Source organism: Plantactinospora sp. WMMB334 (assembly GCF_049179095.1).
GTDB lineage: Bacteria > Actinomycetota > Actinomycetes > Mycobacteriales > Micromonosporaceae > Plantactinospora.
This window is the reverse complement of sequence record NZ_JBMHME010000002.1, coordinates 5453217-5476865: the sequence shown is the minus strand read 5'-3', so window position 1 is coordinate 5476865 and position 23649 is coordinate 5453217. Positions and strand designations below refer to the sequence as shown.

The following is a 23649-nucleotide window of genomic DNA, read 5'->3' as shown; positions in this document are numbered from 1 at the left end:
GCGTCGTGGCCATGCCCGAGACCGGTTATCCCTGGCCGATCGAGACCACCCGCCTGAAGAACGGCCTGCGCGTGGTGGTCAGCGAGGACCGCAGCGCACCCGTTGTCGCGGTGAACCTCTGGTACGACGTCGGCTCGCGGCACGAGCCCGACGGCCAGACCGGCTTCGCCCACCTGTTCGAACACCTGATGTTCGAGGGTTCGGTCAACGTGGCCAAGACCGAGCACATGCAGTTGGTGCAGGGCTCCGGCGGCTCGCTGAACGCCACCACCAATCCGGACCGGACCAACTACTTCGAGACGCTGCCGTCGGAGCACCTGGAGCTCGCGCTCTGGCTGGAGGCGGACCGGATGGGCGGCCTGGTGCCGGCGCTGACCCAGGAGACCCTGGACAACCAGCGCGAGGTGGTGAAGAACGAGCGGCGGCAGCGCTACGAGAACGTCCCGTACGGCGACGCCTGGCTGCGCCTGTTGCCGCTGCTCTATCCGCCCGGGCACCCCTACCACCACGCCACGATCGGCTCGATGGCGGACCTGAACGCCGCCGACCTCGCCACCTTCCAGGCCTTCCACACCACCTACTACGCGCCGAACAACGCGGTGCTGACGGTGGCCGGGGACGCCTCGGCCGAGGAGGTCTTCGCGCTCGCCGAGCGCTACTTCGGCCGGCTCGTCCCGCAGCCGGACATCCCGCCGGCCCCGGACGGCCTGGTGGTGCCGGCCACCGGCGCCCCGGTCCGGGAGACCGTCACCGCCGACGTGCCGGCCCCCAGGGTCTATCTGGCACACCGGACCCATCCGTTCGGCAGCCCCGGCTACGACGTCGTGACCGTGCTCGCCACGGTGCTCGGCAGCGGCCGGGGCAGCCGGCTCTACCAGCGGCTCGCCGACGGCGCCCGGCTCGCCCAGCCGGAGAGCGTCGGTGCGTTCGGCGTCGACCTGGCGTACGCGCCGGCTCCGCTGATCGTCACCGCCACCGCCCGGGACGGGGTGACCGCCGACCGGCTGGAGGCGGGGCTGGTCGAGGTGCTGGACGGGATGGCCGACGGGGTCACCGAGGCCGAGCTCGACCGGGCCAGGGCCCTGCTGACCACCGCCTGGTGGCGGCAGCTCGCCAGCGTGGACGGTCGGGCCGACATCCTCGGCCGGCACGCCGTCCAGCTCGGCGACCCGGCGCGGGCCGCCGACCGGCTGCCGTCCCTGCTCGCGGTCACCGCCGAGCAGGTGGGCGCGCTCGCCGCCGAACTGCTCCGCCCCGAGGAGCGGGCCACCCTGAGCTACCTGCCGGAGACCCGGGAGACGCAGGAGACCGCAGACGGCCAGGAGACCGCAGACGGCCAGAGGACCGAAGACGGCCAGAGGACCGAAGCGACCCGGGAGACCGAAGAGAGCCAGGAGAGCGTTTCATGACCACCGAGCCCGGCCCCATCCTGATCGCGGAACGGCCGCCGACCGGCACCGCGCGGCCGTACGCCTTTCCCCGGGTCGTCCGGCGGACGGTGGCCGGTGGCGACGTGGTCGCCGCCCACCTGCCGGGGCACAACCTCGCCGTCGCGGTGCTGCTGCTCGACGGCGGCGCCGGGCGCGAGCCGGTCGGCCGGGAAGGGCTCTCCGGCGTACTCGCCAAGGCGCTGGAGGAGGGGACGACCCGGCGGGACTCCACGGCGTACGCGCTGGCGCTGGAGGGGCTCGGCACCGACCTGACCATCTCCACCGACTGGGACGCGTTCCAGGTCAGCGTCCAGGTCCCGGTGGAGCGGCTGCCGGCCGCGGTGGAACTGCTGGCCGAGGCCGTCCGCACCCCGCGCCTCGACCCGGCGGACATCCTCCGGGTACGCGACGACGAGGTGACCGCGCTGCGGATGTACTGGGCCAACCCCGGCCCCCGGGCCGACGCGGCGCTCCGGGCCGACCTCTTCGGTGCCGACCAGCGGCCCGGCCGCCCGATGGACGGCGATCCGGAGTCGGTCGCCGCCGTCACGGTGGAGGACGTGACGTCGTTCCACGCCGGGTGGCTGACCCGGCTCGGCACCCTGCTGGTCGTCGGCGACCTCGACCGGATCGACCTCGACGCGCTCGGCGGCGCGGCGTTCGCCGGTGCCTCCGGTGCGGCCGAGCCGACCGGCCCGGTGCTCGAGGTGGCGGTGCGTGACGACCGGCGGATCATCCTGGTCGACCGGCCCGGCTCGGTCCAGTCCACGCTGCGGCTCGGGCACACCGCGCCGCACCGGGCACACCCCGACCACGTGCCGATGACGCTGGCCGCCACGGTGCTCGGCGGGGCGTTCACCTCCCGGCTCAACCACCTGATCCGCGAGGTGCGCGGCTACACGTACGGGATCAGGTCCGAGTTCGGCCACTCCCGCCGGTTCGGGCGTTTCGTGGTCAGCTCGGGGGTGCAGACCGCGGTGACCGCACCCGCGTTGGTGGACGCGGTCGGCGAGATCACCCGGACCCGGGACGCCGGGGTGACCGAGCCGGAGCTGGCGGTCGCCCGCGCCTGGCGGGCCGGGCAGCTCTCGGTGGAGTTGCAGACGCCCCGGGCCATTGCCAGCGCTCTGGCCACGCTTGTCGTGCACGGCCTGCCGGACGACTACCACGCGACGCTGCGCGAGCGGTTGCTCTCCACCGGGGAGCCGGCGGTTTCGGCGGCGGCCGCGGCACACCTGCACCCGCAGGGCATGACGCTGGTGGTCGAGGGTGATGCGGCGGTGATCCGGGACGAGCTGGTCGCCAGCGGCCTCGGTGAGGTGGTCGACGCGGGCTCCGGGGCGGCTGGGTAGCCTCGCGGTATGAGGATCGGCCGCGGTATGAGGATCGGCATTGTGGGGGCCACCGGGCAGGTCGGTGGCGTGATGCGGCGGATACTCGCCGAACGCCAGTTTCCGGTGGCGGAGCTGCGGCTCTTCGCCTCGGCCCGCTCGGCGGGGCGCACTCTGCCGTGGCGGGACGGCGAGGTCACCGTCGAGGACGCGGAGACCGCCGACTACGGCGGGCTGGACATCGCACTCTTCTCGGCCGGAAAGGGCACGAGCAGGGCACTCGCCCCACGGGTCGCCGAGGCCGGCGCCGTGGTGATCGACAACTCCTCGGCCTGGCGGATGGACCCCGAGGTGCCCCTGGTGGTCGCCGAGGTCAACCCGCACGCCGCCGCCGTACGCCCCAGGGGCATCATCGCCAACCCCAACTGCACCACGATGGCGGCGATGCCGGTGCTGCGCCCGCTGCACGCCGAGGCGGGCCTGCTCAGCATGGTGGTCGCGACCTACCAGGCGGTCTCCGGCTCCGGCCTGGCCGGCGTCGCCGAGCTGGACGAGCAGGTCCGCAAGGTGGTCGACGGCGCCGCCGCGCTCACCCACGACGGCCGGGCGGTCGAGTTCCCGGCCCCCCGGCAGTACGCCGCGCCGATCGCCTTCAACGTGCTGCCGCTGGCCGGCTCGGTCGTCGACGACGGGTCGGCGGAGACCGACGAGGAGCAGAAGCTCCGCAACGAGAGCCGCAAGATCCTGGAGATCCCCGAGTTGAAGGTCTCCGGCACCTGCGTGCGGGTGCCGGTCTTCACCGGGCACTCGTTGCAGGTCAACGCGAGCTTCGCCCGGCCGGTGACGCCGGAGCGTGCCCGCGAGCTGCTGACCGGGGCGCCCGGGGTGGCCCTGGCCGACGTGCCGACCCCGCTGCTGGCGGCCGGACAGGATCCGACGTACGTGGGCCGGATCCGGGTCGACGAGACGGTCGCGCACGGGCTCGCGTTCTTCTGCTCCAACGACAACCTGCGCAAGGGGGCGGCGCTGAACGCGGTGCAGATCGCCGAGCTGCTCGCCGCGGGCTAGGCTCGACTCGGCCTCGGGAGGTGAGCGTGGTGGACGGACGCACGGAACAGGCGCTGCTCGGCATCGTCCGGCGCGGGTCGCTCGGCGTGCTCGCGACGCTCAAGCGGGACGGCCGGCCGCAGCTCTCCAACGTCAGCTACACCTACGACCCGGAGCGCCGGCTGATCCGCGTCTCCGTCACCGGCGACCGGGCCAAGACCGCCAACCTGCGGCGTGACCCCCGGGCGAGCTTCCACGTCAGCACCCCGGACGGCTGGGCGTACGCGGTCGTCGAGGGCGTCGCCGAGCTGACCCCGGAGGCCGCCGAGCCGACCGACCCGACCGTCGAGGAGCTGATCGACGTCTACCGGGCGGTCCGGGGCGAGCACCCGGACTGGGACGACTACCGCCGGGCGATGGTGGCCGACCGCCGGCTGGTGCTCCGGCTCCCGGTCGACCGGGTGTACGGCGCACCACCGCGCGCCTGACCGTTTCAGGCCCGCCTGAGCCCGGATTCCGGCCGGTCTTTCCAGCTCTCGTCGTGCGGCGTTACGTCGCGGTCTGCCCGGGTAGACCGCGACGGCCGACACGGAGAGGGGAGCGGGATGACGACCGTCGGAGAGTTCATGACGACCCGCCTGGTGACCATGGACGGCGGCGACACGCTCACCGCCGCCGCCCAGGAGATGCGGGACAGCGCGATCGGCGACGTAATCGTGACCAACGGGGACGACGTGATAGGCATCGTCACCGACCGGGACATCACGGTTCGCGGGGTGGCAGAGGAACTGGACCCGTCCAGCGCCACCCTCAACCAGATACTCACCCAGGACGTCATCACCGTGACGCAGTACGACGACGCGGTCGCCGCCGCCGACCTGATGCGCACGTACGGCGTACGCCGGTTGCCGGTCGTCGAGGACGGCCGGTTGATCGGGTTGGTCTCCCTCGGTGACCTCGCGGTCGAGCGCGAGCCGCAGTCCGTGCTCGCCGACATCAGCGCCGATGAACCGAACAACTGAGAGCGGCCCGACGGGTCCGGGCGACAACGGCGTCCCCGGGCTCGTCGGGCTACGGCGCGAGGGAGAGGCGGTGCGATGGATCCGACCACCGAGTTCTTCGAAGGGCTCAACCACCGTCCGCCGGATCCGTTGCTGAGCCGGGTCCGCGGGACCATCCGCTTCGAACTCGAGTCGGACGACGGGGACGACGTCTGGCTGCTGGTGATGAGTGCCGGCAGCGTGAGCGCCGCCCAGGCCGACCGCCCGGCGGACTGCACCGTCCGGACCGACCGGCTCTTCTTCAACCGGATCGCCGCAGGCGAGGCGAATCCGCTGGCGGCTCTGCTGCGCAACCGGGTCACCGTGGAGGGCAAGATCGCCCTCTACAGCTACCTGCACCATCTGGTGCCCGGCCCGCCCGGCGCGCACGAACCGCAGGACTGGGTACGACAGCGGGGGCAGCGGCAATGAATCCACTGGTGAGCATCCTCGACGGCAACACCTTCGTGGTCAGCGACAACCGGGGCGACATCGACCCGTCGCCGGTCTTCCCCACCGGGCTCTTCTCCTTCGACACGCGGTTCCTGTCGAAGTGGGAGCTGACCGTCGACGGTGCCCGGCTCAACGTGCTCTCCGTCGACGACCTGCAGTACTTCGAGTCGCAGTTCTTCCTGGTGCCGGGAGAACCGACTCACTACGTGGACGCCAAGCTGTCGATCATCCGGCACCGGACGGTCGGCGGCAGCTTCGTGGAGGACCTCACCGTCCTCAACCACCAGGACACGCCGGCCGAGTTGACGGTCCGGATCAACGTGGAGAGCGACTTCGCCGACCTGTTCGAGATCAAGGACGTGCGGGAGAAGGTGGGCGAGACCACCGCGACCGTGGGGGAGGACCGGCTGTGCCTCACCTACCAGCGGGAGACCTTCCGCCGGGAGTCGGTCGTCACCTCCAGCGCGCCGGCCGAGTTCGACGAACACGGCCTCACCTTCGCGTTGCGGATCGACGCGCACGGGAAGTGGCGGACCCGGCTGCGGGTCGAGACCCTGGTGGAGGGCGCCGGGGGTCGGGACATCCGGCTCAGCATCCAGCGGCACCAGAGCCGCTCCCCGGAGGAGCTGCGCCGGGACCTGGACACCTGGCTCGCGCGGGCGCCGAAGCTGCACACCGACAGCGACCCGTTGCGGGAGACGTACGAGCGGAGCCTGGTCGACCTGGCCGCGCTGCGCTACTCACCGCTGATCTCCGAGGGTTCGCTGCCCGCCGCCGGCCTGCCCTGGTTCATGACCATGTTCGGCCGGGACAGTCTGATCACCTGCCTGCAGTCGCTGCCGTTCACTCCGGAACTCGCCCGCCGGACCCTGCGCTACCTGGCGACCACCCAGGGGGTCACGCTTGACGACTTCCGGGAGCGTGAGCCCGGCAAGATCCTGCACGAGGTCCGGTACGGCGAGTCCTCCGCGTTCGAGGAGCAGCCGCACTCCGCCTACTTCGGGTCGGCCGACTCCACCCCGCTCTTCCTGATCCTGCTCGACGAGTACGAGCGCTGGACCGGGGACGTCGAGCTGGTCGCGACGCTGGAGCACGAGGCCCACGCCGCGCTGCGCTGGATCGACCGGTACGGCGACCTGATGGGCAACGGCTACATCTGGTTCGAGCGTCGGAACCTGCGCAACGGCCTGGAGAACCAGTGCTGGAAGGACTCCTGGGACGCCATCTCGTACTCCGACGGGCGGCTGCCGGCGTTTCCCCGGGCCACCTGCGAGCTTCAGGGCTACGCCTACGACGCCAAGATGCGCAGCGCCCGGCTGGCCCGCGAGATCTGGCAGGATCCGGTCTTCGCCGACCGGCTGGAGCGGGAGGCGATGGAGCTGAAGCAGCGGTTCAACCGGGACTTCTGGGTGGCCGACGGCGAGTACTACGCGCTCGCCCTGGACACCGAGGGCGGCCAGGTCAACGCGCTCTCGTCGAACATGGGGCACCTGCTGTGGAGCGGGATCGTCGACGACGACCGGGCCGCGAAGGTGGCCGAGCACCTGCTCGGTCCCCGGCTCTTCTCCGGCTGGGGGGTGCGCACCCTGGCCGAGGGAGAGGGCCGGTACAACCCGATCGGCTACCACGTCGGCACGGTGTGGCCGTTCGACAACTCGCTGATCGCCTGGGGCCTGCGCCGGTACGGCTTCCGGCACGAGGCGGGCCAGATCGCGGAAGCCATGATCGACGCGGGACGGTACTTCGCCGGCCGGCTGCCGGAGGCGTTCGCCGGATACGACCGGGCGCTGACGAAGTACCCGGTGCAGTATCCGACCGCGTGCAGCCCGCAGGCCTGGTCGACGGGCACGCCGATGCTGATGATCCGGACCCTGCTCGGCCTGGACCCGCACGGCGAGCACCTGGTGGTCGACCCGGCCCTGCCGGCGTCGATGGGTCGGATGGAACTGCTGGACATTCCGGGGCGCTGGGGCCTGATCGACGCCTTCGGCCGGGGCCGGGCCGAACACAGCCGGACGCCGCCGCACCTGACGGACTAGTCGCAGTCGTCGCGACCAGTCACAGCCGTCGCGGCGCACGGATCGGACGAACCAGGAGGGGAGGCGGCATCCGATGGCGGATCCGACCGCCGAGTTCTTCGCCGGGCTCGAGCAGGGCGGGCCGGAGATCCTGCCCGTCAAGGCCAGGGGAACCATCCGGTTCGACCTCGGCCGGGACGGCGGGGTCGAGCACTGGTTCGTCGCGATCAACCGGGGCAACGTGCTGGTCTCGCACGAGCGGCGGGACGCCGACTGCGTCGTCGGTGTCGAGAAGGCGCTCTTCGACCGGTTCGCGACGGGTGAGGCACAGGTGGTCGCCGCGTACAACCGGAACGAGTTGACGGTGCAGGGCAGCCTGCCGCTGCTGCTGATGTTCCGGCGGGTCTTTCCACCACCGCCCGGCACCCGCGATCCCCGGGAGCGGATCCGGGAGCGGTTCGCCGGCCGGAGAGGGCTGCGGGACGGGGAGCCGGTGCCGTGAAAGATCTCGTCGACATCCTGGACGGCAACACGTTCATGCTCAGCGACTCCCGCGGCGACGTCGACCCGTCCCCGGACTATCCGTCCGGACTCTTCGCCTGGGACACCCGCTTTCTCTCCAAGTGGGTGCTCACCGTCGACGGCGAGCGGCTGCACGCCCTCTCCGTGGACGACCTCCAGTACTTCGAGTGCCGGTTCTTCCTGGTGCCGGGGGAGCCGACCCACTACGTGGACGCGAAGACGTCGGTGATCCGGCACCGGTCGCTCAGCGGCGCGTTCGAGGAGCAGTTGACCGTCCTCAACCACCGGGACGAGCCGGTGGAACTCACCCTCCGGGTCGAGGTCGACTGCGACTTCGCCGACATCTTCGACGCCCGGGAGGCCCGATCGCTGCCCGGCCGGGCGCGCAGGTTCGTGGAGCCGGGCCGGCTCCGGCTGCGCCGCGACCGGGAACGGCACGTCTCCGAGACGGTCGTCTCCACGAGCGAGCCCGCCGAGATCGACGAGCACGGGATCACCTTCCGGATCGAACTCGGCCCGCACGGGGCGTGGTCCACGACCCTCCAGGCGGTCGGGGTCATCCTCGGCGCGGGAGGCCGCGACGTCCGGGAGAACCTTCGCGGCTACGAGCAGACCCGCCCGGAGAAGCGGCGGGAACTGCGCGAGTGGCTGGCGCAGGCGCCGAAGCTCACCTGCGACTGCGAGCCGCTGGCCGACGTCTACCGGCAGAGCCTGGTCGACCTCGCCGCCCTGCAGTACACGGGGCTGACCAGCCAGGTGCGGCTGACGGCGACCGGGCTGCCCTGGTTCATGACGATCTTCGGCCGGCACAGCCTGATCACCGGCTTCCAGGCGCTGCCGTTCAAGCCGCAACTCGCCCGCAGCGCGCTGTGGGTGCTCGGCCTGCTCCAGGGTGGCCGGATCGACGACTTTCGCGACGAGGAGCCGGGCAAGATCCTGCACGAGATCCGGTACGGCGAGCCGGGCGGGTTCGAGGACAGTCCCTACACCACCTACTACGGCACTGCGGACTGCACATCGCTCTTCGTGATCCTGCTGGACGAGTACGAGCGGTGGACCGGGGACGTCGAGACGGTGCGGCAGCTCGAATTCGAGGCCCGGCAGGCGATCGCCTGGATCGACTCGTACGGCAACCTGATGGACGACGGCTACGTCTGGTACGAGCGCCGCAGTCCGGGCGGGCTGGAGAACCAGGGCTGGAAGGACTCGTGGAACGCCATCTCGTACGCCGACGGGCGGCTGCCCGGCACGCCCCGGGCCACCTGTGAGTTGCAGGGCTACGCGTACGACGCGAAGATCCGGGCCGCCCGGCTGGCCCGCCGGTTCTGGAACGATCCGGCGTACGCGGACCGGCTGGAGCGGGAGGCCGCCCAGCTGCGCACCCGGTTCAACCGGGACTTCTGGATCGCCGAGCGCGGCTACTACGCGCTCGCGCTCGACGCCGAGGGCGGTCAGGTCGACGCACTCGCCTCCAACATGGGACACCTGCTCTGGAGCGGCATCGTCGACGAGTCCCGGGCCGGGCAGGTGGTCGACCACCTGTTCAGCCGCCCGCTCTTCTCCGGCTGGGGCGTCCGTACGCTCGCCGACGACCAGGCCCGCTACAACCCGATCGGCTACCACACCGGCGCGATCTGGCCGTGGGACAACTCGATAATCGCCCTCGGCCTGCGCCGCTACGGTTTCGTCGAGGAGTCGGCCCGGCTGGCGATGGGCCTGCTGGAGGCGTCGCGGTATTTCGGCGCGAGGATGCCGGAGGCGTTCGCCGGCTACGACCGGCGGCTCACCAGGTATCCGGTGCAGTACCCACGGGCGTGCGGCCCGCACGCCTCGTCGGCCGGCACCCCGCTGGCGTTGCTGCGTACGATGCTCGGACTGCGCCCGCACGAGGACCACCTGACCATCGACCCGGCCATCCCCGAGGATCTCGGCCGGGTCGAGCTGATCGACATCCTCGGGCGCTGGGGCCGGACCGACGCGTTCGGCAGGGGGCGGGTCCACATCGAGCCCGATGAGCGCTGGCCGGGACGCGGCCCGGTCGCCCGCGACGGACGGGGTGGGGACCGGTGACCTGCCGGGCCTGAAATGCGGGTGGTGGACGGCGATCCGTCGTGATAGCGATATGCGATGGCGGATCCTGACACGGTGGAGGGTGCCGCGCTGGCCCGCGTACTACGCCAGGCCGGCGGTGCCGAGATCCTGAACATCCTGGGCGTACGGCTCTCCGGCTCCGACCTGGTCACGTTGCTGCTGGCCGCGTTCCGGACCCGGGCCGGGTTCCTCACCCCCGCCGACGTGCTGCGCCGGTACGCCGAGGACCGTTTCGTGGCACCCGCCCCGGCCGGCTTCCGCAGGCTGCGCCGGGCCGAGGACCTGCTGCTCTCCGCCCTTCCGGACCGGTTCGACCTGCTCACCCTAGCCCCGGTGGTGCCGCTCGGCACCCACTCCGCCGTCGCGGGCGTGAACCAGAACAACGTGCTCGCCACCATCCGGGGCAGTGAGGTGGCGGCCGATCCGACCAACGGCCTCGCGCTGGAGGCGGCGGTCCGGCGCCGGGAGCTGCTCGCCCGGCACGGCCGTTCCGCGCCGCCGGTGCGGCTGGCGACCCTGCAACGGGTGATCCGGGCCCAGCGCTTCGCCGGTGCCGGACGGTTCGCCCACTTCAGCCTCTTCGCCCTGGTCACCGCCGGCCGGGACACCGGCAGTCTGGCGTTCGAGCGGCGCAGTTGCGGCGAGCAGCTGCGGATCCTCTGCGCGGCGTTGGAGAGTGCCGGGGTGCAGGCGGTCGAGGTCGCCCTCACCGTGCTGGAACCGTCGGCGGCACCGGTCGCCGAGGCGGCTCGGGCCGCCCTCGCCGACCATCCGAAGGTCGTGCTGCGCGACGATCCGGACCGCTCCGGCGGTCGCGGCTACTACACGGGATGGTGCTTCAAGATCGGCGCGGTGGTCGACGGCGAGCGGGTCGAACTCGGCGACGGCGGCTTCGTCGACTGGACCGGTCGGCTGCTCGGCAACCGCAAGGAGCGGCTGCTGGTCAGCGCGCTCAGCGTCGACCGGCTCGCCCTGCTGCTCGACCCGCCCGCGCCGCGACCCGACCACTGAACCCGGACAGGAGCGCCGGTCGTCGGGTGGCGGTGGTGGTCGTGGGGCGGTGTGGTGGTCGTGGGGCGGTGTGGTGGTCGTGGGGCGGTGTGGTGGTCGTGGGGCGGTGTGGTGGTCGTGGGGCGGTGTGGTGGTCGTGGGGCGGGGCTGATGGTTCTCGCGTGACTGTCGAGCTGGGTGCATGGACGGGACACCTTCGCTGTCGTCGGCGAGTCGGGCAGCGCCCGGGAGCACAGGCGGGGCAGCTCGACAGTGTCGTGACCGGAGGTCCCGGCCGTCGGCCCGCCCGGGACCTGGGAAGGAGTCCAGGGCGGGCCGTGGGGTCCTACCGGTGGTGAGTGGACGGTCAGGTCAGGGTCGGCGCCGGGGCACCCAGTAGATGATCTGGCTGACGACCAGGGCGGGATGCGTGTCGGGTAGCGCCTGTAGCGCTCGGGTCAAATGCACTCCGAGGTACGTCAGCAGAGCCACGCGGTCTCCGCCGAAGCCCGTCAGGAGGTCCGTCCGCGCGGTCTCGCACGGCCAGGGCGTGTACTCGCACACCCGGCACCGGTATCGCCCGTCAGGCTCGTGCTCGCCGGGCACCGGGGCCGGGCGGGCCGCGCGGGCCATGCGGGCCGCTCTCGTGCGGCGCCGTGCGGCGTGCCGTTCCCACCGTGCCCACGGCCCGATCACGGGTCAGACCCGGGCGCCGGACCGGGAGCGGCGCTGCTGGGCCGGGGTCAGGGTGCCGGCCCGGCCGTTGTTCCGATGCGGGTTCGTCGGCGCGTCCCGCCGGGCTCGCCGGTTGTCGGGCCGGGCCGGTGGCGGGGGGTCCGCCAGCGCCAGGATCTCGGCGGTCTCGGCCCCGGTCAGCGCGACAGGGGTGCTGCGGGGCGTGGACCAGCAGTCCCACCACGGCGGCGATCTCGCCGGCCCGGACGGTCAGGTCGACCCCGCTCAGCACCGGCCGCCGTCGGTAGCGTTTGGTGATCCCGCGCACCTCCAACCGGACCGGGCCGTGGCCGCGCGGTGCCGTGGCCGCCGGCCCGGCCACCCGGGCGACGCCCGCGGCCGGCTGTGGCGTGCCCCGGCCCGTGCCGGGCGTGCCGGCCGGCTGCGGCACGCCGACGCTCTCCGCCACCGCCGTGGCGTACGCCGCGGGCGCGCCGAAGACCCGCAACGGCGGCTCGCCGCTGTCCCGCAGATGGGTGGCGGCCTCGGCGACCACATGCCGCGAGAGGTCCGGGTCGACGCCGCGCCGGTGCAGCTCACCGGCGAGTGCGTGCAACCATCCGTCGTGGTTCATCGCTTCCGCACCTCCCGCAGGACCATCCCCACCCCGCCGGAGAAGGCGTCCCAGTCGACGGCGGTCCGGCGTAACGTCTCGACGCCGACCGGAGTGATCCGGTAGTACTTGCGGGCCGGACCGGCGCCCCCTTCCCGCCACTGCGCGCTGACCAGGCCGGTGCGTTGCAGCCGGAGCAGCACCGGATAGAGGGTGCCGCCCTGGATCGGGCCGATGCCGGCCGCGTCCAGCGACTGGGCCAGCTCGTATCCGTAGGACTCCCGGCGGTGCAGCAGGGCGAGGACGCACAGGTCGAGCACCCCGCGCAGCCACTGGCCACGGCGCTCCTGATCCACGCCGAAGAAAGTAGCACAGCAAGCTAGCTGGCACAGCCATCTACTGGCGTCGGTCACCGGCGAGCTCCTCGACGAGCGGTTGCGCGGGGTCCGAGGTAGTTTGGGTGGGTGCTCTCCGTCGCGTTGGTCCGCCCCGTGTGGTGGATAGCGTGCCGGTCGGTGCGGTTCGTGACCGCCCTGGTGTTGATGGGCCTGCTACTCGGCGCGGGTGGGGCCGGGACCGCCCTTTCCCCCGCCGGTCCGGCCGCGGCGGCAACCCCGCAGCCGCCCGCCGTCGTCGGGTCGACTGTGGACGCGCCGCCGCCGGGCGTGCAGGGCGCCGGGCGGGAGCAGGCACTGGTGGCCGATCGGCCGTCGGCGGGGGTCGAGCAGTCGACCGTGACGGAGGGGCCGGCACTTGCCGGCTCGGTGGTGCCGACCGTGCTGGTCCGGGCCGGCCTGCTCGTCGAGCGGCCGGACCGGCCCGTGGCCGGCTCGGCGGCCGGGGCACGGCAGGCCGGCGACGCGTACGTCCGGGCCACCGGGCCGCGCGCGCCTCCGCTCCGCTGAGGGCCGGCCGCACCAGACGGCGTCCGGTCCGGTCTCGCCGACCCCGTTCGCAACGTCCACCCCCGTGAGGTGCCCTGATGAACGACCTGCTGTACAACTTCCTGATCGAGGTGGCCACGTCCACCACGTTCTGGCTCGCCGTGGTCGGCCTCGCTCTGGCCGCCGGCATCTGGATCGTCGTGCGTCCACGCGAGCACGCACCCGACCACCGGGACGCGACCGGCTACGACGTGGCGGCTGCGGATGCCCAGGGACGCCGGGAGCGGCTGGCCGCCAGGGCGGCCGAACTGCACCGCTACGCCGAGGAGGTCGCGGTGGCCGCCGAGCGGTCGACCGTCACCGCCCAGCGGCACCGGGACGAGTGGCTGGCGGCGCAGGAGGCGGCCGAGGCGGCCTGGCGGCGCTACGAGGCGGCGGACGCGGCTGCCAGCCGGATCGGTGCCGCCGCGCTGCTGCCCGAGCCGCGTACGCCGCGCACCCCTGCCGAGTACGCCGAACGGGAGCGCTTCCTGCACCGCGCCGCGATGGCGGCCGCCACCCGGCACGAGCTCTCGGTACTGCAACTGAGCGACGCGCTGGCCAACCGCAACGGCTGGGACCCGAGGCGGCACCCGGCCGAGCAGGAGATCGTGCTCCGCCGGGTGGCCCGGGACACCCTGCTGGCCGCGCACCGCGCGGCGGAGGAGCGGGAACAGGCCGCGTGGCGGGACGCCGAGGTCGCCGCCGCCGCGGCCCGCAGCCTCCGCGAGGAGGCGTTCGCGGCGGCCAGCCGTGCCGAACAGCTCCACCGATGGCTGCCGCCCACGGCGGGGAAGCGGGGTGGACCGGCCGGGAGCGGTAACGCCCGGCAGCAGGCGAGCGGTGAGATCCGGCAGCGCCGGGCGGCCCGGCGGTGGCGGGCGGCCCGGGCCGGCTGACCCGGCCTGGGGCAGGTCCGCTCGCGGCGACCCTGCCGATCATGACCTGGGTCGGGATGGCGGATAATCGACGCCTCCAGAAGATCGCGGGAGGCAGGTCATGACCACCGAGAACGACTGGCTGACCCGGCGGACCGGCGTCCCGCCGACCGTTCCGCCGGCCGAACGACTCAGCCCGAAGAGCGTGCTGGACGAGGCGACCCGGCCGGTCGCCCCCGAGCCACCCCCGGAGATCACCTTCCCCCACCGTGGCCGGTACGTCGGTCAGCACCTCGTCGACGTGCACGACCACTACCGGGCGGAGCTGCGCCAGGTCCGGGACATCCTCCAGCAGGTCAGGGAGGGGGCGACGCAGGTCGGCGACGCCCGCGACCAGCTCAACATGATGACGATCCGGGCCAACGACTGGACCCTCGGCGGGGTCTGCCAGGCACACTGCCGCTCGGTGGCGAACCACCACACGATGGAGAGCCAGGCCATCTTCCCGCACCTGCGGCGCAGCCAACCGGACCTGGCGGCCGTGCTGGACCGGCTGCACGAGGAGCACCTCGCCATCCACGAGGTCCTGGAGGGGATCGACGCGGCGCTGGTGCACCTGGCCCGCAACCCCACCGACCACGGTCCGATCACCGAGGCGATCGACCTGCTCACCGACACCCTGCTCTCGCACTTCGCGTACGAGGAGGCGCAGTTGATCGGCCCACTCGCCCGGCACGGCTTCTATCCGGGACAGGTCTGAGCCGCGCGACGACGACCGGTGGCGCGTCCCGTGCCGCTCCTGCGCGGGAGCCGCACGGGACGTCCTGGCGCTACCGGTCGGGGTGGTGGCCGAGCAGGTCGCGTGCCGCCGCCTCGGCCCGGGACAGCGCCTCGCCGATCCGGTCCGCGTGCCGACCGCCCGCGTGGGCCAGGCCGCCCGTGCCACCGGCGCCGCCGCCGACCAACCGACCCGCCCCGGCCAGCAGCTCGCGGGCCTGAGCGCCCCGGTCCAGCAGCGTCCGGTCCAGGCCGGCGACGAGCTGCGCCCGGCCCTCCCGCGCGGTCGCCAGGACCACGACCGTCGGGGTGCCGGCCGGGCTCCGCGCCAGCACGCCGCCGGCCACGGTACGGAGCTCGGCCGGGGTCAGGTCGTCGCGCCGGTCGCTGACCAGCCAACCGGCGCCGACCGGGCGGCGCCGCCCGAGCAGCGCCCCGGCGAGCGAGTCGAGCTCGTCGCGCCGGTGCCGGCGCAGCGCCGCCTCGGCCGTGGCGAGCGCGTCGAGCCGCCTGGCCAGGGTGTCGAGCAGTTCGTCGGGGCGGGCGCCGACGAGCCGGCCGACCTCGGCGAGGAGCCGCCGCTCGGTGTCGGCGTACCGGAGGGCGTCGCCGCCGGTGAGCGCCTCGATCCGGCGTACGCCGGCACCGACGGAGGACTCGCCGAGGATCCGTACCGGCCCGGCCTGGGTGCCGTGCCCGACGTGCGTGCCGCCGCAGAGCTCCCGGGAGGCGTCACCGATGTCGACGATCCGGACCCGCTCGCCGTACCGGTCGCCGAAGAACGCGATCGCGCCGGCCGCCTCCGCCTCGGCCCGGCTCGCCTGCCAGACCCGCACCTCCGGGTCGGTCAGCAGATAGTCGTCGACAAGCGTGCCGATGGTGTCGAGTGCGGTCCCGTCGACCGGGGCGACGTGCGTGAAGTCGAACCGCAGCCGGCCGGGCGCGACCAGCGAGCCCCGCTGCCGGGCGTGCCCGCCCAGCACCCGGCGCAGCATCGCGTGCAGCACGTGGGTCGCCGAGTGGGAACGCGCGGTCGCCGCCCGCCGCGCACCGTCCACCTCGGCCACGACCGGGTCGCCGGGCCGCAGCTCGGCGCGCTCGACCCGACCGGCGTGCACGTGCAGGCCCGCGACGCCGTACCGGGTGTCGGTGACCTCCACGAGGGCGCCGTCGGCGGTCCGGATCCGTCCGCCGTCGCCGAGCTGGCCGCCGGACTCGGCGTAGAACGGGCTGCGCCGCAGCACCAGCTCGACCCGGTCGCCCTCGCCGGCCGAGCCGACCGGGCGGCCGTCGGCCAGCACGGCGAGCAGCTCGGTCTCGGCGGAGTCGTCGGTGTAGCCGACGAAGTCGGTCGGGCCGTGCCGGGCCAGCAGCTCCCGGTAGCTCTCCGTCCGGCGCCGCGCCGCCGCGTCCCGGCCCCGGCCGCCCTCGCGGGCCCGGCGCCGCTGCGCGTCCAGCAGGGCCGCGTAGCGCTCCTCGTCGACGTCGAGCCCGGCCGCCCGCGCCGCCTCGACGGTGAGCTCGACCGGAAAGCCGTAGGTGTCGTGCAGTTCGAAGGCGGTCTCGCCGGGCAGCCGGTCGGAGTTCGCCTGCCGGGCCCGGCCGATCGCCGCGTCGAGCAGCCGGCCGCCCTGCCGGAGCGTACCGGTGAAACTCTCCTCCTCGCGGGTGGTGACCGCCTCGATCAGCCCGCGCTGCGCGGCCAAGTCCGGCCACGCCCCGCCGAGGTTCGCCACCACGCTGCCGGTGACCGCGCCCAGCACCGGCGCGTCGATGCCGAGCGACCGGGCGTGCCGGATCGCCCGGCGCATGATCCGGCGGAGCACGTAGCCGCGCCCCTCGTTGCCGGGAAGCACGCCGTCGGCGATCAGGAACGCGGTGGTACGGGCGTGCTCGGCGACCACCTGGAAGGAGACGGACTCCTCACTGCCGTCCCGGCCGGGGAAGGGGCGCCCGGCACGCTCCTGCACCAGCGCCAGGGTGGGGGCGAGCAGGTCGGTCTGGCAGACCGTCTCGACGCCCTGGAGGATCGCGGCGAGCCGGTCCAGGCCGAGGCCGGTGTCGATGTTGCGGCTCGGCAGGGGGCCGACGATCGGGAAGTCGTCCTTGACCCCGCCCTCGCCCCGGAGATCCTGCATGAAGACGAGGTTCCAGAGTTCGACGTACCGCTCGGGGTCGGCCGCCGGGCCGCCCTCGACGCCGAAGGCCGGCCCTCGGTCGTAGCAGAGTTCCGAGGAGGGGCCGGCGGGTCCCGGCACCCCCATCGACCAGTAGTTGTCGGCGGTGCCGAGGCGCTGGATGCGGTCGTCCCGCACGCCGACCCGGCGCCACAGCCCGACCGCCTCGTCGTCGTCGGTGTAGACGGTGATCCAGAGCCGGTCCGGGTCGAGCCGGTAGTGCCGGGTCAGCAGCTCCCAGGCGTACGCGATCGCGTCGGCCTTGAAGTAGTCGCCGAACGAGAAGTTGCCGAGCATCTCGAAGAAGGTCGCGTGCCGGGTCGTCCGGCCGACGTTGTCGATGTCGCTGGTGCGTACGCACTTCTGCACGCTGGTCAGCCGGGGTGCGGGCGGTGCGGCGTCGCCGAGGAGGTACGGCGTGAACTGGTTCATCCCGGCGATGGTGAGCAGCAGCGTCGGATCGTCGGGGATCAGCGGGCTGGACGGCACCGGCGTGTGGCCGCGTGCGGTGAAGTAGTCGAGGAAGGTCCGGCGGATGTCGGAGGATCGCATCGGTTCGCCTGTCGGGTCGCTGGCGAACGCGCACCGGAGCCCGGGACGGCGGAAGCCGTACGGGGTCCTCGCGATCTCCGTCCGGGTGCGTTCGCGCGATGAGCGGATGGTCGGGGCCGAGAGGGCGTGCGCCGAGCCGGGCCGAGGGGGTCAGGCGAGGACGCTGTCCTCGTTCCCCAGCTCGGCGGAACTAGCTCGCCGCCCCACCGTCGCTCGCCGCCCCACCGTCGCCATCCGTGGCACTCCGATCGAGTCTCGTCGCTCCGATCACGTCGGTCGAGCCTAGCGCAGGCGGAGGATCCCCGACGGGGATATTTGATAACCCCCTTGGGGTTATAGTGGGGGTAGCACTGGAGGTGTCGAGGAAAGGGATGCGGCGATGCCGAAGATCAACGTCTATCTCCCCGACGAGCTGGCCGAGGCGGTGCGGGTCGCCGGGATTCCCGTCTCGGCGGTCTGCCAGCGCGCCCTCGAACAGGCCGTACGTCGGGTCACCGCCATCCGGGAGACCGCTCTCGGCGAGCTCGACGACGCCGACCTGGCCGCCCGGCTGCCGCACTTCACCCCGCGGGCCCGCGCGGCGGTGCTGATGGCCGTCGAACGGTCCCGCGCGGACGGCTCGGCGGCGGTCGGCAGCGCCCACCTGCTCGCCGGGATGCTGGCCGAGGGGACCAACCTGGCCCTGCACGTGCTGCGCACCGAGGAGATCGAGCCGGAGCGGCTGGCCCGGGACCTCGCCGGCCGGCCGGCCGCCGAGCCCGGTGCCGATCCGGACGACGCCCTGCACTTCAGCGGGCCGGCGGCGAACGCCCTGGAGCTGGCCGTCACCGAGGCGACGGCGTTCGGGCACAACTACGTCGGCTGCGAGCACCTGCTGCTCGGGCTGATCGCCGAGCCGGACGGCGGCGGTGGCCAGCTGCTCCGGTCGCTCGGCGCCGAGCTGCGGCTGACCCGCCGGGCGGTGGCGGCGGCCCTCGCCGGCTACGTACACCTCCGGGCGCAGACGGCGGCGCAGGCGGGCTCCGCCGGCACCGCACCGTCCCCCGAGAACGCCGCCGCAGCGCCGTCGACCGCGAGCACCGCCGGGGCGTCGCCGGAGATCGCCGCACTGCTGACCGCCGCCGTACGCCGGGAACTCCAGCCGATCGTCACGCGCCTCGAACGGCTGGAGGAGCGGGTCGGCGGGACCGGCGGAGACTGATCGGCGTCATCGACGTGCCCAGGATCCTGGCGGCCGGTTCGCCGTCATCGACCGCCCGCCGCACGGTGGGGCGGCCCGGACCAGGGAGGGATCAGAGGTGGCCGACCGGGTGCTGCTGCTCGCGACGAAGGACACCATCGGCTACGCGACGGCGCCGGGCCGGGAGGGCGTCGCGTCCGGCGCGGAGCTGGTCGCGACGATCCCGGCGGATCGGCTCGGCGCCGAGGTGACGGTCGAGGACGTGCTCGCCGAGCCGAGCTGGGACACCAGCCCGGGCACGATGCTCGGCCTCGCCCGCCGGATCAGGACGGCCATCCTGGCGGACGGGTTCGACGGCGTGGTGGTGAGCCACGGCACCGACACCCTGGAGGAGAGCGCCTACCTCGCCGACCTGCTGGCCGGTCCGGCCGCCCGGCGGGGTGCGATCGTCTTCACCGGAGCCCAGCGGCAGCTCGACGAACTCTCCACCGACGGCCCGCGCAACCTGGCCAACTCCATCGTCGCCGCCGCCCACCCGGCACTGCGCGGGCTCGGTGCGGTGGCCTGTCTGGACGACGAACTGCACGCCGCCCGCTGGGTGAGCCTGGTCGACGCCACCACCGTCCGGGCGTTCTCCTCCGCACCGTTCGCACCGGTCGGACGGATTGCCGGGGCCCGGGTCGAGCTGCTGGGCGCGGCCCCGCCCCGGCCACCGGAGGCGGGCGGCGAGCCGGAACCCGACGTGGCGCTGGTGAAGACCTATCCGGGGATGGTCGCCGGACTCCTCAGCGCGGTCGTGGACGCGGGCGCCCGGGGTGTCGTACTGGAGGGGACCGGGCCGGGGAACGTGCCGGCCGGCCTCTTCGCCGCGATCGCCGAGCTGACCGGCTGGGACATCCCGGTGGTGGTGGCGTCCCGGGCCCGTACCCGGACGGCCGCCCTGGCGGAGCTGCCACCGGGTGCCGGGCTCGCCGCCCGGATCGGTGCGATCGGGGCGCGGGGCCTGCCCGCCGCCAAGGCGCGGGTGGCGCTGATGGTGGCACTCGGCGGTGGCGGCGGGGTGGCGGCGGCGCGCGACTGGTTCGACCGGCTGGCCCGCCCCGCCGACCGCTGAGCCGGGCGGGGGCGGGTGCCGGCGCGGAGCCGGGACGGTGCCGTCGGTCGATATTCGCGTAGGCTGCGGCGATGACCGGCACCAACCCGCAGGCGGCCCGGGGCGGGCGCGGCAGGGTGCTCACCGTCGCCAAGATCGCCCGGTTGGCCGGGGTCTCCGCGCCGACGGTGTCCCGGGTCATCAACGGGCAGACCGGGGTCGCGCTGGAGACCCGGCAGCGGGTCGAGACGATCCTGCGGGAGCACGGCTACCGGCGGCCGGTCGGCTCGACCTCGGTCGCCATCGTCGAGCTGGTCTTCCACGCCCTGGAGAGCCTCTGGGCCCTGGAGATCATCCGAGGCGTCGAGAAGGTGGCGCGCGAGCACGACCTGGCCGTCGTGCTGACCGAGATGCAGGGGCGGCTGACCCCGGGCCGGGCCTGGACCGAGCAGGTCCTGACCCGGCGCCCGACCGGGGTGATCGCGGTCTTCTCCGAGCTGACCGTCGCGCAGCAGTCGCAGCTCGCCACCCGATCCATCCCGCTCGTCGTGCTGGACCCGACGGGTGAGCCGCTGCACCAGACCCCGTCGGTCGGGGCGACGAACTGGAACGGCGGGCTCGCCGCCACGCGGCACCTGCTCGACCTCGGGCACCGGCGGATCGCGATGCTGAGCGGGCCGACGCAGTGGCCGTGCTGCCGGGCGCGGCTCGACGGCTACCGGGCGGCGATGGACGCGGCGGGCGTACCGGTCGATCCCGACCTGGTCCGGATCAGCACCCTCTACGTCGAGGGCGGCCTGGCCGACGGCGGGGAACTGCTGGCGCTGCCCGACCCGCCCACCGCGATCTTCACGGCGAACGAGCTCCAGGCGCTCGGGGTATACGAGGCGGCCCGGCGGGCCGGCGTACGCATCCCGGACGAATTGAGCGTGGTCGGCTTCGACGATCTCTCCTTCAGCCGCTGGTCGGGGCCGCCGATGACCACGGTGCGCCAGCCGCTGGAGCGGATGGGGGTGACCGCCGCCCGGATGATCATCGATCTCGCCGCGGGTCGGTCCCTGGACCAGCATCGGGTCGAGTTGGCGACCGAGCTCGTGGTCCGGGAGAGCACCGCCCCGCCGTCGCGCCGCTGAATCGCAGGGATCCGGCCGACCCGACCGGGGACACGTCCCCGCCATAAACTCATGTCTGTCTATATCTTGTGCGGTGAAACATTTACATCAATACTTTGGGATGTTTCAGTGACCAGGACGACGCCCCGACCGCCCGTCCGCGGTCGCACCGGCCGGTGGAGAGAGGATCAGGATGGGACGACTCGTACGCGCACTCGCGGTCGCGGGAAGCGCGGTGGTGCTGGCGGCGGGCATGGTGAGCCTCACCCTGACCACGCCGGCCTCGGCGGCGTCGCTGACCGAGGTGACCAACTTCGGCACCAACCCCAGCAACCTGCGGATGCACCTCTACGTGCCCGACCGGCTGGCGACGCGTCCGGCGATCCTGGTCGCGGTGCACTACTGCACCGGCACCGGGCCCGGCTTCTACTCCGGCACCCAGTTCGCCTCGCTGGCCGACCGGTACGGCTACATCGTCGTCTACCCCTCGGCGACCCGCAGCGGCCAGTGCTTCGACGTCTACTCGTCCCAGGCGCTGCGCCGCGACGGCGGCAGCGACCCGGTCTCGATCATGTCGATGGTCCGGTACGTGCAGCAGCGCTACAGCACCGGCCAGGTCTTCGTCACCGGTGTCTCCTCCGGCGCCATGATGACAAACGTCCTGCTCGGCAACTATCCGGACGTCTTCGCCGCCGGAGCGGCGTTCGCCGGTGTGCCGCACAGTTGCTTCGCCACCACCGGCGGCTCCACCTGGAACAGCCAGTGCGCCAACGGGCAGGTCATCCGGACCGCGCAGCAGTGGGGCGACCTGGTCCGGAACGCCTACCCCGGCTACACCGGCCCCCGGCCCCGGATGCAGCTCTGGCACGGCACGAACGACGAGACGCTGCGCTACCCGAACTTCGGCGAAGAGATCAAGCAGTGGACCAACGTGCACGGGCTGAGCCAGACGCCGACCTACACCGACACGCCGCAGTCCGGCCACACCCGTACCCGCTACGGCGGCAGCGGCCCGATGGCGCCGGTCGAGGCGATCAGCATGCAGGGCGTGCCGCACAACCTCCCGGTCAACGCGGCCGAGGCGATCCGCTTCTTCGGGCTGGACGGGAGCGCCCCGCCCACCGGCACGCCGACCACGCCGCCGACCGCCGTGCCGACCACGACCCCGCCGCCGACGCAACCACCGACCCAGCCCCCGACGCAGCCCCCGACCCCGCCACCGGGCGGCGGATGCGCGGTCAGCTACACGGTGAACGCCTGGAACACCGGCCTCACCACCGCGATCACCATCACCAACCGGGGCAGCACCGCCATCAACGGCTGGAGCCTCTCCTTCACGCTGCCCGCCGGTCAGAGCATCGTCTCGGGGTGGAACGCCTCCTACAGCCCGAGCAGCGGTGCGGTGACCGCCCGCAACGCCAGCTACAACGGCACGATCGGGCCGAACGCGTCGGTCGGGATCGGCTTCCAGGCCAGCCACACCGGCAACACCGGTAAGCCGGCCACGGTCAGCCTCAACGGGACGGAGTGCGCGCTCAGCTGAGCCCCTCCGTACCGGAGAAGACCTCCTCGTGATCGCGACAGCGATGGGCCGCGCGAGGGAGGAGCGGGTTGCCGGCGGAGGAGACTCCGCCGGCAACCCGCCGGCTTGTCAGTCGCCGGCTTGTCAGTCGGCGGTGCCCTCGGTCGCCTCGGTCGCCTCGGCGGCCCGGCGGGCACGGGCGCGGCGCTTCCCCTCGTGCATCGCCTGCACCCGGGCGATCGGGATGGTGTGCCCCTCCGCGACGAGATCGGCGGGAAGCCGCTGCGGCGCGGGCATCCGCCCGGTCCACGGATCCCCGCCGGCCAGCAGGGCGGGCACGGTACGCAGGGTGAAATCGGCCGGGACGACCCGGTCCAGCTCGTCCCAGGCCACCGGAAACGAGACCGGCACGCCCGGCCGGAGTCGTGGGCTGTACGCCGAGACGACCGTCGCGCCGCCGGCCCGGGTCGAGTCGAGGAAGACCCGGCCGCCCCGGTCCTCCCGGATGAAGGCGGTGGTCGCCAGCGCGGGATCGAGCCGCTCGGCCCGCACGGCCAGCGCCCGGGTCGCCGCGGCAACGTCCTCGACCGGGGTCTCCGGATCGACGGGTACGAAGACGTGCACGCCCTTCGCCCCGCTGGTCTTCACCGATCCGGCCAGTCCCGCATCGGCGAGCGCCTGCCGGACCAACTGGGCAGCGCTCACGACCGGTGGAAAGGTGTCGGCGGCCGGCGGATCGAGGTCGAGTATCAGGTGCGTGGGGCGGTCGGGCCGCGTCGCCGTGGCCAGCGTCGGATGGTATTCGACGGCCCGCTGGTTGCCGAACCAGAGCAGCGTGCGCCGGTCGTTGCAGAGGGCGTACGACACCTGGCGTCTCGACGCCTCCGCCCAGAGCGAGACGGTCGGCACCCACTCCGGGGTGTAGCGGGGGACGTTCTTCTGCATGAAGGGCGGCTGGCCCCGGAGCACCCGGATCACCGAGAGCGGCCGGTCCCGCAACTGGCGGACGAGCGGATCCCGCACCTGGTCCAGGTAGTCCACCAGGTCGCGCTTTGTCGCGTCCGCCCCGTCGAAGAGCGGCTGGTCGAGGTTGGTCAGCGGGACCCCGTCCCGCACCTCGTCGGCTCTGCCCGCCATCCGACCACTGTCCCGGGGCCCCACCGCCCGGTCAACCGTGGGGATTGGCGAGAATGGTGCGAGGATGGGCGCCCGAGTGCACCTGCCG

At 73.3% G+C, this 23649-nt stretch carries 20 protein-coding genes and 1 pseudogene; 17 read left to right on the top strand and 4 right to left on the bottom strand.

Annotation, left to right across the window (positions count from 1 at the left end):
- Window positions 1-11: 11 nt before the first annotated feature.
- The 10 genes and pseudogenes from ACN27G_RS23370 to ACN27G_RS23325 form a co-directional block, all read left to right on the top strand.
- Window positions 12-1289 (top strand): annotated as a pseudogene (locus ACN27G_RS23370) (M16 family metallopeptidase); the annotation flags it as partial.
- A gap of 116 nt (window positions 1290-1405) precedes the next feature.
- Window positions 1406-2782 carry a M16 family metallopeptidase gene (locus ACN27G_RS23365; RefSeq protein WP_421494902.1) on the top strand — a complete coding sequence of 459 codons (1377 nt, stop codon included), beginning with the start codon at window positions 1406-1408 and terminating at the stop codon, window positions 2780-2782.
- Window positions 2783-2809: 27 nt separating this feature from the next.
- Complete coding sequence (locus tag ACN27G_RS23360; protein ID WP_421494901.1) at window positions 2810-3829, top strand: aspartate-semialdehyde dehydrogenase; 1020 nt, start codon at window positions 2810-2812, stop codon at window positions 3827-3829.
- Window positions 3830-3858: 29 nt separating this feature from the next.
- Window positions 3859-4296: a PPOX class F420-dependent oxidoreductase gene (locus tag ACN27G_RS23355; protein WP_421494900.1), complete on the top strand. Its 438-nt coding sequence runs from the start codon at window positions 3859-3861 to the stop codon at window positions 4294-4296.
- A 117-nt stretch (window positions 4297-4413) separates the two neighbouring features.
- Complete coding sequence (locus tag ACN27G_RS23350; protein WP_421494899.1) at window positions 4414-4830, top strand: CBS domain-containing protein; 417 nt, start codon at window positions 4414-4416, stop codon at window positions 4828-4830.
- A 75-nt stretch (window positions 4831-4905) separates the two neighbouring features.
- Entirely contained in the window at window positions 4906-5280 is a 375-nt protein-coding gene (locus tag ACN27G_RS23345; protein ID WP_421494898.1) for an SCP2 sterol-binding domain-containing protein, read from the top strand.
- Window positions 5277-7340 (top strand): glycogen debranching N-terminal domain-containing protein, encoded by a 2064-nt coding sequence (locus tag ACN27G_RS23340; protein ID WP_421494897.1) that lies wholly within the window; start codon window positions 5277-5279, stop codon window positions 7338-7340. Before ACN27G_RS23345 ends, ACN27G_RS23340 begins: the two co-directional genes overlap by 4 nt.
- 73 nt (window positions 7341-7413) lie before the next feature.
- Window positions 7414-7821 carry an SCP2 sterol-binding domain-containing protein gene (locus tag ACN27G_RS23335; RefSeq protein WP_421494896.1) on the top strand — a complete coding sequence of 136 codons (408 nt, stop codon included), beginning with the start codon at window positions 7414-7416 and terminating at the stop codon, window positions 7819-7821.
- A complete protein-coding gene (locus ACN27G_RS23330) occupies window positions 7818-9911 on the top strand; it encodes a glycogen debranching N-terminal domain-containing protein (RefSeq protein WP_421494895.1) in 2094 nt (697 codons plus the stop codon). The genes ACN27G_RS23335 and ACN27G_RS23330 overlap by 4 nt, the downstream gene beginning before the upstream one ends.
- Before the next feature lie 57 nt (window positions 9912-9968).
- The gene (locus ACN27G_RS23325; protein WP_421494894.1) at window positions 9969-10943 is read left to right on the top strand and encodes a hypothetical protein; all 975 of its coding nucleotides are present in this window, start codon (window positions 9969-9971) and stop codon (window positions 10941-10943) included.
- A gap of 562 nt (window positions 10944-11505) precedes the next feature.
- Here the strand turns inward: ACN27G_RS23325 and ACN27G_RS23320 are convergent.
- Together ACN27G_RS23320 and ACN27G_RS23315 are read right to left on the bottom strand one after the other, a co-directional pair.
- Complete coding sequence (locus ACN27G_RS23320) at window positions 11506-12231, bottom strand: hypothetical protein (protein WP_421494893.1); 726 nt, start codon at window positions 12229-12231, stop codon at window positions 11506-11508.
- Window positions 12228-12566 carry a PadR family transcriptional regulator gene (locus ACN27G_RS23315; protein ID WP_421494892.1) on the bottom strand — a complete coding sequence of 113 codons (339 nt, stop codon included), beginning with the start codon at window positions 12564-12566 and terminating at the stop codon, window positions 12228-12230. Before ACN27G_RS23315 ends, ACN27G_RS23320 begins: the two co-directional genes overlap by 4 nt.
- A 159-nt stretch (window positions 12567-12725) precedes the next feature.
- Between ACN27G_RS23315 and ACN27G_RS23310 the strand changes: the two genes are divergently transcribed.
- The 3 genes from ACN27G_RS23310 to ACN27G_RS23300 all read left to right on the top strand — a co-directional run bounded on the left by ACN27G_RS23310 (window position 12726) and on the right by ACN27G_RS23300 (window position 14771).
- The gene (locus ACN27G_RS23310) at window positions 12726-13115 is read left to right on the top strand and encodes a hypothetical protein (RefSeq protein WP_421494891.1); all 390 of its coding nucleotides are present in this window, start codon (window positions 12726-12728) and stop codon (window positions 13113-13115) included.
- 77 nt (window positions 13116-13192) lie between these two features.
- Entirely contained in the window at window positions 13193-14032 is an 840-nt protein-coding gene (locus ACN27G_RS23305; protein ID WP_421494890.1) for a hypothetical protein, read from the top strand.
- Window positions 14033-14132: 100 nt separating this feature from the next.
- Window positions 14133-14771 carry a hemerythrin domain-containing protein gene (locus ACN27G_RS23300; RefSeq protein WP_421494889.1) on the top strand — a complete coding sequence of 213 codons (639 nt, stop codon included), beginning with the start codon at window positions 14133-14135 and terminating at the stop codon, window positions 14769-14771.
- Window positions 14772-14841: 70 nt separating this feature from the next.
- On the opposite strand, the gene alaS is transcribed toward ACN27G_RS23300, so the two are convergent.
- Complete coding sequence (gene alaS, locus ACN27G_RS23295; RefSeq protein WP_421494888.1) at window positions 14842-17517, bottom strand: alanine--tRNA ligase; 2676 nt, start codon at window positions 17515-17517, stop codon at window positions 14842-14844.
- Window positions 17518-17896: 379 nt separating this feature from the next.
- Between alaS and ACN27G_RS23290 the strand changes: the two genes are divergently transcribed.
- From ACN27G_RS23290 to ACN27G_RS23275, 4 genes are all read left to right on the top strand, one after another.
- Window positions 17897-18718 (top strand): Clp protease N-terminal domain-containing protein, encoded by an 822-nt coding sequence (locus tag ACN27G_RS23290; RefSeq protein WP_421494887.1) that lies wholly within the window; start codon window positions 17897-17899, stop codon window positions 18716-18718.
- Between the two features lie 97 nt (window positions 18719-18815).
- On the top strand, window positions 18816-19811 hold the full coding sequence (locus ACN27G_RS23285; RefSeq protein ID WP_421494886.1) for an asparaginase: 996 nt from the start codon (window positions 18816-18818) through the stop codon (window positions 19809-19811).
- 71 nt (window positions 19812-19882) lie between these two features.
- Window positions 19883-20923, top strand: a complete 1041-nt coding sequence (locus ACN27G_RS23280; RefSeq protein ID WP_421494885.1) for a LacI family DNA-binding transcriptional regulator — start codon at window positions 19883-19885, stop codon at window positions 20921-20923.
- Between the two features lie 172 nt (window positions 20924-21095).
- Window positions 21096-22445: a PHB depolymerase family esterase gene (locus tag ACN27G_RS23275; RefSeq protein WP_421494884.1), complete on the top strand. Its 1350-nt coding sequence runs from the start codon at window positions 21096-21098 to the stop codon at window positions 22443-22445.
- A gap of 123 nt (window positions 22446-22568) precedes the next feature.
- On the opposite strand, the gene ACN27G_RS23270 is transcribed toward ACN27G_RS23275, so the two are convergent.
- Window positions 22569-23561 (bottom strand): DNA polymerase domain-containing protein, encoded by a 993-nt coding sequence (locus ACN27G_RS23270; RefSeq protein ID WP_421494883.1) that lies wholly within the window; start codon window positions 23559-23561, stop codon window positions 22569-22571.
- Window positions 23562-23649 lie beyond the last annotated feature (88 nt).